Annotated in this window: 10 protein-coding genes; 7 read left to right on the forward strand and 3 right to left on the reverse strand. The window is 68.4% G+C overall.

Going from position 1 to position 10,361, the window contains the following annotated elements:
- Positions 1 to 38: 38 nt before the first annotated feature.
- On the forward strand, positions 39 to 1,229 hold the full coding sequence (locus tag RJ05_RS13835) for a DUF418 domain-containing protein (protein ID WP_036537538.1): 1,191 nt from the start codon (positions 39 to 41) through the stop codon (positions 1,227 to 1,229).
- Between the two features lie 8 nt (positions 1,230 to 1,237).
- Here the strand turns inward: RJ05_RS13835 and RJ05_RS13840 are convergent, their stop codons facing one another.
- Positions 1,238 to 1,738 (reverse strand): CGNR zinc finger domain-containing protein, encoded by a 501-nt coding sequence (locus tag RJ05_RS13840; RefSeq protein ID WP_036537540.1) that lies wholly within the window; start codon positions 1,736 to 1,738, stop codon positions 1,238 to 1,240.
- A gap of 625 nt (positions 1,739 to 2,363) precedes the next feature.
- Between RJ05_RS13840 and RJ05_RS13845 the strand changes: the two genes are divergently transcribed.
- The 5 genes from RJ05_RS13845 to yidC all read left to right on the forward strand — a co-directional run bounded on the left by RJ05_RS13845 (position 2,364) and on the right by yidC (position 8,026).
- Positions 2,364 to 3,824: a condensation domain-containing protein gene (locus RJ05_RS13845; RefSeq protein WP_051016550.1), complete on the forward strand. Its 1,461-nt coding sequence runs from the start codon at positions 2,364 to 2,366 to the stop codon at positions 3,822 to 3,824.
- Complete coding sequence (locus RJ05_RS13850; RefSeq protein ID WP_036537541.1) at positions 3,821 to 5,260, forward strand: condensation domain-containing protein; 1,440 nt, start codon at positions 3,821 to 3,823, stop codon at positions 5,258 to 5,260. Before RJ05_RS13845 ends, RJ05_RS13850 begins: the two co-directional genes overlap by 4 nt.
- Positions 5,260 to 6,639 (forward strand): condensation domain-containing protein, encoded by a 1,380-nt coding sequence (locus RJ05_RS13855; protein WP_051016552.1) that lies wholly within the window; start codon positions 5,260 to 5,262, stop codon positions 6,637 to 6,639. Before RJ05_RS13850 ends, RJ05_RS13855 begins: the two co-directional genes overlap by 1 nt.
- Positions 6,640 to 6,757: 118 nt before the next feature.
- Entirely contained in the window at positions 6,758 to 7,051 is a 294-nt protein-coding gene (locus tag RJ05_RS13860; protein WP_051016553.1) for a DUF6412 domain-containing protein, read from the forward strand.
- 96 nt (positions 7,052 to 7,147) lie between these two features.
- Positions 7,148 to 8,026: a membrane protein insertase YidC gene (yidC, locus tag RJ05_RS13865; protein ID WP_036537542.1), complete on the forward strand. Its 879-nt coding sequence runs from the start codon at positions 7,148 to 7,150 to the stop codon at positions 8,024 to 8,026.
- A 265-nt stretch (positions 8,027 to 8,291) separates the two neighbouring features.
- Here yidC and RJ05_RS13870 read toward each other — a convergent pair whose 3' ends face one another.
- Both RJ05_RS13870 and RJ05_RS13875 read right to left on the reverse strand, forming a co-directional pair.
- The gene (locus tag RJ05_RS13870; RefSeq protein ID WP_249040597.1) at positions 8,292 to 8,543 is read right to left on the reverse strand and encodes a hypothetical protein; all 252 of its coding nucleotides are present in this window, start codon (positions 8,541 to 8,543) and stop codon (positions 8,292 to 8,294) included.
- Between the two features lie 207 nt (positions 8,544 to 8,750).
- Positions 8,751 to 9,080: a hypothetical protein gene (locus RJ05_RS13875; RefSeq protein ID WP_249040598.1), complete on the reverse strand. Its 330-nt coding sequence runs from the start codon at positions 9,078 to 9,080 to the stop codon at positions 8,751 to 8,753.
- A gap of 221 nt (positions 9,081 to 9,301) precedes the next feature.
- On the opposite strand from RJ05_RS13875, the gene RJ05_RS13880 reads away from it, so the two are divergent.
- Positions 9,302 to 10,361 (forward strand): NsdA family TPR-like regulatory protein (locus tag RJ05_RS13880; protein ID WP_051016554.1); only part of this gene is annotated, 1,060 nt, incomplete at its 3' end.

Here is a 10,361-nt window from a genome sequence, read left to right on the forward strand (position 1 = left end):
GGACCCGCGGACGCGCCCGTCCGCGCGATAGTCGGATCATGACCGAATCGCTGACCACGACCACCTCCGCGGCGCCGGCCGCCCGGCCGTCGCGGCTGGTCGCGCTCGACGTGCTGCGCGGAATCGCGATCCTCGGCACCCTCGGCACCAACATCTGGATCCTCACCGATCCCGAGGGGATCATCGGCTACATCAACCACCTCGGTGCGCCGGTCGAGGACGGGTGGGGCTGGGCCGAGCGGGCCTTGCAGCAGTTCGCACAGGGCAAGTACCTCGGGCTGCTGACGATCATGTTCGGGATCGGGCTGGCCATTCAACAGGCGTCCGCGCAACGGGCGGGCAGGCGCTGGCCGGGCAAATATCCGATCCGGGCCGGCCTGCTGTTGCTGGACGGACTGCTGAACTTCCTGCTCATCGCCGAATTCGATGTGCTGATGGGGTATGCGCTCACCGGCCTGGTCGTCGCCTACCTTCTGGCCACCTCCGAGCGGGCGCAGCGGCGCTGGTTGATCGTGCAGGCGAGCATCCACGTCACCATGCTGACGTTGCTGGCGGTCGCGATGACCGCCGACGGTGGCGGCTCGGTGTCCGCTTCCGACCCCGAGCCGCTGGATCCGAACCCCTATGCCGACGGGTCGTTCTGGGATCTGGTGCTGTTCCGGCTGGACAACGCGCTCACGTTCCGATTGGAGGCGATCTTCATCTTCCCGATGTCGATCGCGCTGTTCCTGCTCGGCGCGTGGCTGTATCGGGCCGGAGTGTTCGCACCGGAGGGTGCGCGGCTGCGTAAGCGACTGATGATCCTCGGGTTCGGCGTCGCCGCGCCCGCCGATCTGCTGCTCGGGGTGTTCGTCGGCGGCGACGTCGTGCTGATCACCCGCTACGGGATCGCGCCGTTGGTATCGCTCGGCATCCTCGCGCTCGTCGCGCATTTCTACCTGAATCGCCCGCGCACCGGGTTCGTCGGCGCGCGGCTGTCCGAGGTCGGCCGCACCGCGTTGAGCTGCTACATCCTGCAGAACCTGGTCGCCTCGATCATCTGCTACGGCTGGGGCTTCGGTCTGGCCGCCCGCGTGTCCCCCGACGCCAGGGTGCCGTTCACGGTGGCGGTGTACCTGGTGGTCGCGCTCATCATCGTCGGCTTCGCACACCTGTGGCTGCGCCGATTCGATCGCGGGCCGGTCGAATGGCTGTGGAACTCAACCTATCGGCGACTGGCGGGCGGGTAGCGCGCGGTTCAGGCCGAGCGGCGGCTGCGATGGTCGGCGACGTGCACGCGGTTCGAGCAACGAGTCGAACAGAACCTGCGCCGCCCATTGCGCGAGGTGTCCACGTAGACCGTGCCGCAGCCGGGTCGGGCGCAGCGTCCGATCCGGCCGGGATCCGCACAGAACAGTTCCGCGAGCCCCGCCGCCGTGTAGGCCTTGACTCGCTCGTGCACCGGGGCGTCGATGCGGGAGTAGTGCAGGTGCGGGGCGCGGCCGTCGTGGGTGGAGATGTAGGGCTGGCCGGTCGTTTCGGCGAGCAGGTCGTTGAGCAAGTCCACTGACGGCGCGGTGAAGACCTCGTCGAGCCGGGCGATCCAGCGGCGCAGTTCGGCGGTCTGCTCATCGCTGAGCGGAGTCAGCGGCTTGTAGTCGGCTTCGTCGAGCAGGTCGAACAGACTCCGCTCCGGTGCCGCGTTGACCAACCGGACGGCGAGTTGAGCGGCCGCGCCACCGTAAGGGTTGAAATGCACTAGACCATTACATCAGGCTGGGCGCATGCTCGCTACCTGCCCTTCCTGCTCCTGGCCCAGCCCTGCCGCGGTTTCGACCCACGGCGCCGTCCGCTACCTGCGCTGCGTGTGCGGGCAGTGGATCGTCTGCGCTGACGGCACGATCGTCGCCACGCCCGGCAGCGGAGGATTCGCCGGAAATTCGGTAACCCACCCGGATTCCGCTGTCCGCCCCGCCCTTTGATATTCGCATTCGGACAAATCCGCCACAGATCTGCGCGAGGGCTGTAAAGGTTCGGCGAACCGATCGTGAATTTCCTGTAGCACCCGGCAGCGCGCCACACTCCCCCACCCCAGACGTGAAGTCGCCATATTTCACATCACCGCAGGCAGCGGCGTTACCAACATATTTCCGCAGCTGAAGCGGTGACCGTACCTCCGGTTACGGCCCGTTTTCGGTGATCGACCTCACCATCTGCCTCGTCCGGTTTTCTTCTAGAGTTTCTGCCGTTCCGCCCGACGATGACGTCACGGAAGAAATTCGGACAAACCTCACCAAAGATTCCTGAGCCGATCTGTTCATCATTCGCATCGCCGCATTCTCCGGGCGATTGCGGATATTTCGCCGGCAAGCCGAGGGTGCGCAATGGAATTCATCGAACTGGCCGACTACCCGCTACCGCGTGGTCGGGTGATCGAATGGCAGCCGACCGCGACCGCGTACTGGTCGAATTGGCCGCGTGATCATCGTGCGGCCTCCTGCAATCACGAGCATCATTTGCGAGAGGCGCTCGAGCACAGCCGGATTCGCGATGCCAGGCAGAGCTGGCTCGGCCATGCCTTCCGATTGGACGGGCCGCTCGATCACACGGCGTGGCGCGCGACGCTCGATGCCTGGATCGACCGGCACGAGGGTCTGCGCACGCATGTCACCATCGAAGGCGGCGTACCCGCGCGGTACACCGCGGCGCCGGGCGAGATCCGGGTGCGTCCGACGGACGCCGGCACCCCGGCGTCCACCATGGCGGCCTATCGCCTCATCCACGGCCTCCTCGACGCGGGCACCTCACCGCTGCGGTGGCCGGCCTACACCTGCCTCACCATCGCCGGCCGCGACGGCTGCACCGTCGTCCTCGCCGCCGACCACTCGATCATGGACGGCTATTCCACGATCGCCCTGGGCGGTGAACTGCGCGCGCTCTACACCGCGATCCGCACCGGCACGGAGGCGCCGGCGACCTCTCCGGCCAGCTACGTGGACTTCTGTGCGCAGGAACGCGCGCGGGCGGAATCGGCGACACCGGATCATCCCGCCGTGCGCACCTGGTCGGAGTTCTTCACCTCCGGCCAGGTGGACGCGCCGGAGAACAGTTTCGCCGGCGCGATCACCGCACCCGTCCGAGACCTCGATCCGGCAACGACCGGCACCCGGACACCCTTCGGTGAGGCCGCGCAGCGCACCCTCGCTCTCGAGGTCCTCGACGCCGAGGCCGCCGACGCCGCGGCCGCATCGGCGCGCGACCGCGGCCACAGCCTGTTCGCCGTGCTGCTGGCCGCCTTCGCGGTGACCGGATCCCAGCTGGGCGCGGGACCGGAATTCCGCACAGTCGTACCGCTGCACACCCGCGACGCGCCGCACTGGGCCGACTCGCTCGGCTGGTTCGTCGGCTTGGCGCCTTTCCGCCTGGACTGCACCGGAACCCGGACGATCGGCGAACTGGCGACACGCGCCGGGACCGAACTGCGCCGGGTGAAGGTGGCCGCGACGATCCCGTTCGGACGGGTCTGCGAAGTGACGGGCGTTCGTCCACGGATCTCCTCGATGATCTCCTACATGGACATCCGGTCCGCGCCGGGCGCGGCGGACTGGGCCGAATCGGATACCCGCTGGCTGCGCAGCCGTTGCGTCTCGAACGAGGAATTCTTCTTCTGGTTCATGCGCACCCCGACGGGCGTCACGCTCAACACGCGCTATCCGGCCACCGCCCGAGCGACGCGCGATATCCACCGCCACGTGCTGCGCCTGCGCGAACTGCTGGCGGAGTGCGCCCGATACGGGGACGCCCCCATCCGGCCGACCGAAGGAGCGCCGCTGTCGTGGAGATGACCCTGACCGAGGATTGGCTACCGAAACCCGGTAAGCTGCTGCGATTCTCCCCCACCGCCGCCACCCTGGACGCGGTCGCCAGGACGGGGACCGCACCGGCTCCCGCGACGTATCTGCAGCAGTCGCACATCCGCCGCTGGGCCGAACGCCGCGACGGCCCGAACCCGCAGGCTTCGGAGTTGTCGCTGGTGTTCACCGTGGCCGCGCCGCTCGATCGCGACGCGCTGCGACGCGCGTTCACCACCTTCATCCGCCGCCACGACACCCTGCGCTCCTGGTTCGATCTCGACACAGGCGCGGACGGGTTCACCCTGACCCGGCATCTGCTGACGCCGGAGGATGTCGAGCTCGAAATCGTCGATTCGGGATCCTTCGATTCCGGTGAACTCTTGCGCGATGAGCTGGTGCGACGATTCCGTGACCACGCCGACCCCACCACCTGGCCCGCGCTCGTCTGCGGCGCCGTCGATCACGGCGCCGACGGGTTCACACTCGTCTACAGCACCGATCACGCCTTCAGCGATGGACTGTCGCTGGTCACCGCGATCTTCGAATTGCATTTGCTCTACTCGTCCTATCGAGACGGCGTCGAACCTCCGGCGGTGCCGGTCGGCAGCTACGTGGAGTTCGCCGTCACCGAACGCGAGACGGTCGCCGCCGAGCCGCCGGAGTTGGATCGCCTCACCGAGCTGGTGACCCGGTACGCACCGCGTGTGCGGCCGTTGCCGTGGGATCTCGGGCTCGAACCGGGCGATGTCGCCGACAGTCGCGGTACGAAGACCGACCTGCTCGACGCGGCCGGATGCGAGCGCTTCGCCGCGGTGTGCGCCGCCGCAGGCGGGTCGTTCTCGGCCGGGCTGTTCGCCGCCGTCGCCCGGACCGAATTCGATATCGCCGGGCGCGCCGGCTATCTCGGGCTCAATGTAGTCGGCACCCGGCACGATCCGGCGCTCCAGTTCGCGCAGGGCTGGTTCATCAACCTGCTTCCGATCGCGTTCGAGGTCGATGCCGATACCGATTTCGGTACGGCAGTCACCCGGGCGAAGGCGGCCCAGGATTCGGTGAAAACGTTGGCGAACATACCGATTCACGCCGCCATCGAGCGCGCCGCGGAACGTACCGGCGCCCCGATGCCCGCGACCACCGACTGGCCGTGGGTGTCGTACATGGATGTGCGCTCGATTTCCGGTGCGGCGCTGACAGCCGCGCTGCCCGGGGTGAGCGATATCCACGGGCTCGGCTCGCGGAGCAAACTGGATCGGCCAGGCCCGATCTGGTTCAGCCGCGAACACGACCGGCTGCACGTCACGGCGATGTTCCCGGATACCGCCGCCGCCTCGGCGTCGGCGCAGCGCTATCTCGATCGGTTGCGTGCCGTTCTGCGCGCGATCGCGGACACCGGTGAGTTCCCCGCGCCACCGCCCGGGAGTCGCTGATGCGCTTGTTGTTTCTCGATCAATTCCCCGCGGCGCCGGGCACCCTGCTGGAGTGGGTGGCCGACGCGGGCGCGGCCGTTGCCGAGCACATCCCAGCGACGTCGAATCAAACGATTCACCTGTCCGGCTCGGGACCGACCAGCTGGCTGGCCGGAACGTTCGAGGTCCCGGGCCGTATCGATGGCGAGGCCCTGGAAGCGGCGTTCGCGCGATGGCTGCCGCGCCACGATGCGCTGCATTGCTATTTCGACCGCGCCGATGGTGCGAGGCCGGTCGCGACCCGGCTGGTGCCGGACAACGATATCCGGCTCACGCCGCGCCCGCCGGTGGCCGCCGATTCCACCGCCGAGCTGCGTGAGTTGCTGGCGTCGCGACTCGATGAGGCCTGTGATCCGTTCGGTTTCGCACCGTATTTCCTGGGCTCGATCAGTCGCGACGATATCTCGACGGTCATGGTCGGATTCGATCACGCGGTATGCGATGCCTGGTCGATCGCGATTGCCGTGGTCGAACTGGACGTCCTGTACCGGGCAGCGCAGGAGGGCGATCTCGATACCGTCGCGCGGGACCTCCCGCAGCCGGGCAGCTTCCTGACCTACGCCACCCGCGAATCCGCGCTCGCCCGGGCCAGTGTGCGGCCGCTGGTGGCAGCGTGGCAGGAATTCCTCGCGGCATCGGGACATGATCTGCCGCATTTCCCGCTGGACCTCGGACTCACCGCCGGCGCCCGCGCGCCGTTTCAGGGTGAGGTACGCACCATCCTCGATCCGATCGAAACCGACCGCCTGCACCGCCGGGCACGCGGCGAGGGGTATTCGCTGTTCGCCGCGTTGCTGGCCGCGCTGGCGCACGCCGTGGCCGAGCTGGGCGGGCCGGAGGCGACGGATCTGGTCTTCCCGATGCATACCCGGCACGAACCGCGCCACCACAGCACCGTCGGCTGGCTGGTGTCCAACGCACCCGCGCGCATCCCGGTCCGCGCCGATTTCACCTCGACGGCCCTCGCGGCCGACGCGGCGATCCAGGCCGGTCGGCGGCTGGCGCGGGTGCCGGCGATTCACGTTCTCGATGAACTCGGTGAGCGGCTGCGCCGGACCCGCCACGACCTGTTCAGCGTCTCCTATACCGATTACCGGTACCTACCCGGTGGCTCCCGCAGCGACCTTCCCCACGCCGGTCCCCGCAATCCGGCGCAGATCAGCCGCGCCCTCCCCCTCGACGACGTGCAGATGTGGTTCACCCGCACCGACGACGGGCTCGGACTGCGTATCCGGTATCCGGGCACCCCGACCGCGCGACAGCTGCTGCCACGGTTCCTGGACCGGCTCGCCGCCATCCTCGGCGAGGCGACTCGCCCGATGGAGCCGGCCCTGCACTAGACGGCTGCGCCTGGAACGTCGGTGCCTTGGTCGAAGCAAGTGCCCACCCCGACTGTGGCGAGAGCGCAGCGCTGTCGTGCCCACCCGGAGCGCTCACCGGCTCCGGTATGGTCGAGGCATGTTCACGAGGGCGCAGCTGACAGTGGGTGCGGTGCTGACCGCGCTGCTGCCCGCACTCGTGTTGCTCACCGCACCCGCCGGTGAACCGGCCGCGATCTTCGGCGCGGCGGCGCTCGTGCTGGCGGTCGCGTTGGTGTCGGCACCGTCGATGCGCCTGGTCCCGGTGCCGGTCGGCACCGCCGGCCCGCCGCAGGCCGCGCAGCGCAGGCGCCGTGGTTCCTATCTGCGCCAGAGCAATCCGGATGCCGCCGGGCGTCCGCGACCCCGAGCTCCCGGATACGGGCAGGGCTGACGTCGATCCGCGTGCGGACCGACGTCGGCGTCTCACGCTGACCCGATCCGCTCGCGCGCCCGATGCGCGCACCACTCAGTCAGGGGTGCCTCCGGCATGCTCGATTTCATCTACTATCCCGTCTCGGCCGCACTGTCGTTGTGGCACACCGCGGTCGTCGGTTCCGGTTCGCTCGCCTGGATCGCCGCCGTCGTCTTGCTCGTGATGACGTTGCGCGCGGTGTTGTGTCCGGTCTTCCTCAAACAAGCCCGCAGCCAGGCCGCCATCCGCCGTCTGAAACCTCAGCTCGAGGCGATCCAGAAGAAATACCCGGACGATCGGCAGCGGCAGGCCACCGAAACCCAGAAGCTCTACCGCGAACACGGCGTGAACCCCTTCGCCGGCTGCCTGCCGCTGCTCGGCCAGGCCTTCGTGTTCCTCGGCCTGTTCCATGTGCTGCGTTCCTTCGACCGCACCACCGCCGCGTCCCATCTCCCGTTCACCGCCACACCCGCGCCGATGACGGCCGAACAGAACGCGGCGACCGCGAACTACGTCTTCGACGCCGCCGACGTGCGGTCGTTCCTGGACGCCGACGTCTTCGGCGCACCGCTGTCGGCCACGTTGACCGGGCAGCCGAGCCCGGCCACCGCCGTGGTCGCCAGCGTTCTCGTGGTGATCGCTGCCGCCGCCACTCATTTCACCGCCCGCACCGCCCTGTCCCGCCAGGAATCCCCGGGCCTGCCCTTCATGCGCACCTTGTCGCTGTGGGTATTCCCGGCAGGCGCCCTGATCGGCGGCGCACTGTTGCCGATCGCTGTGCTGCTGTACTTCGTCACCAACAATGCCTGGACCTTCGCCCAGCAGCGCATTGTGTATCGGCACATCGACCGGGAATCGGACCGGCGCGACGCCACGGCAGCCGACGGCGTCGTCGCGGTTCGCACCGCTACCGCTCCGAAACCGGGCGCTCGACCCAACCGGCGCACACGATGACCTGGGACGCTCGGTGAGAAGGCGGGCCTGTCGCACACCAGGCACCGATGCCGGATTCGGCGCGTCGGTCCTTTGGGTGCACCGCCGACACGGTCCGCGCTGACCGCTGAGACAAGTGGGACAATGGCGACGCCCGTCCGGGAACGAACGGCATCTGCGATTCGCTGCGCGGGCCGGTGGCAGCGCGCGTTCGTCGGCGCGGGGCGCTCGTAGAGCAGGGGGTGAGCCCGTTGCGGCCTGGCGCTTCCACAGTGACAACTCGTGATCAAAACACACACCACCGTGCGAAAGATATTCGCGGCCAGACTGTTTCGACATCAACGACCGTCATCAGGTTATGCAACGTCAGCGGGTCGAAATGGACAGGCGCTGGAGTGATGACCGCATCGATATCGGCGCCACGTACCTGCTCCAGCAATGGCAGCAACGCCCGTTCGTCCGGCCACACCAGCGCATAGCCCAACCGCCGAGCCAGGCTCCGCACCTGTATCGCCTCCACGTCGAACGCAACACTCACCTCCGGATTGATCCACGCCAACGCTGTCGGCCGTGCCCGCATACCGCGCCCCTCAGCTCTCGTCCGCGGAGCGAGATTCACCCTCGTGGTTCTCGGCCCGACCCGCACCCGCGCTCCCGGACGAACCGCGTACCGGCCACAGCAACGCCGCGCCGGTCACCGCCAGCAGTGACACCACGAGAATGACCAACACGCAATCGCACGCCGTCACAGCTCTCCCCCGGCTTCGAGCCTCGACCACTGATATCCGCTCGGGTACACCCGAATCGGCGTGATCAACGCAGCCGCGCCGATGATCACCTGCCGCACGCCATCCGCGTGCCCGAACGACGGAACGATTACCGCCGCCGCATCGTGCTCGGCAATGTGCTGAGCCACCACCAGATTCGACACCAACGGCCCGGCAACCAGTTCCACAGTGAACGCCAGCCGTAAACCGTGCCGCCGGGCAAGTTCGGTCAGCACGTCCCTGGCCCGATCCGGACAGCATGGGATATCGCGCCGGACAAGCCCCAGCGCGTTCGAGCGATTCATCATGAAGCCCCCTGCGTTCAGCCCCCATGTCCAAGGGCGGTGGATAGAACGCCACTTCCGAGCCGCGACGACGAGCGCGCGATGGAGGGCGATGCTGGAGAAACGGGATCGAGCGAGCGCTCTGAGACCAAGTTAGGCGCAACTTTTCGGTTCCGTAGCACCTCCGCCGTCTACAGGGGTCTACGGCAATCCGAACATCGGGTTCAGCCGCTAACCTGGGCACTGTGGACCGACGCGGTGCATCCGACGAGGCGGCGTTGACCGGCGCGCGGCTGCGGGCCGCGCGGGAGGCCGCGGGATTGTCGCTGGCCGCGATGTCGGCCCGCGGGCCGTACAGCAAAGCCGCGCTCGGTCATTTCGAAACCGGTACGCGGGCCGCCTCGGCCGAAGTGATCGGCTGGTACGACCGGGTGTGCGGTGCCGTCATCGATTGTGTGAGCGCGGCGGCCACGGTTGGTCGCAACGATGTCGACCGGCGCAGCTTTCTCCGGGGGGCCGCCTACAGCGCCGCGCTGTCGGCCACCGGACTCGTCGCCCTGCCCGACATCGCGCGACTCGCCGCCGCCCGTGAATCCGCTTGTGTCGGTGTGGCCGACGTGCGGGCCGTGCAAGCAGTCACCGATGCGTTCCACCGGCTCGATGAGGTGCGCGGGGGCGGCGTCGGGCGGACGGCGGTAGCGGAGTTCCTCGCCACTGATGTCGCGACCCTGCTGCGGTCACGTTTCGCGGACGGAACCGTGCGGGCTGCCGCCTTCAGTGCCGCTGCCGAACTCGCCTACCTGGCAGGCTTCAAGGCTCACGACGCCGGGGCGGACGGTATGGCCCAGCGCTACTACCTCGCTGCACTGCGTCTGGCCGAAGAGTCGGGAGTGCCCGGCCACGACGCCTGGGTGCTACGGATCCTCGCGCTGCAATCCACCGACATCGGGGACCGTTCCTACTCGGTCGCGCTGGCAGACAACGCCATGGCACGCGCCCGGGACACGCTCGGACGCGACGCACTGTCGCTGTTCGCCGTCGCCCTCGCCCGATGTCACGCCGAGTCCGGCGACGCCGCGTCCGCCCGTGCCGTGCTCGACCGCACGGAGCCCGATATCACCCCCGAGGTCCACGACGACATGCCGCGCTGGATCGCCTCGTGGACGCCGAACAAAGCGATCACGGTGCACCAGGCGGCGAAGTCGTTCGAAGCAATGGGCGAACTCGCGGCCGCAGAACAGCACTACCGCCTGACCTGCGACATCTGGAACCCGGTCACCCACTCCCGCGTACACGCGCTCGCCG

The organism is Nocardia cyriacigeorgica NBRC 100375 (assembly GCF_000308555.1).
Lineage (GTDB): Bacteria > Actinomycetota > Actinomycetes > Mycobacteriales > Mycobacteriaceae > Nocardia > Nocardia cyriacigeorgica.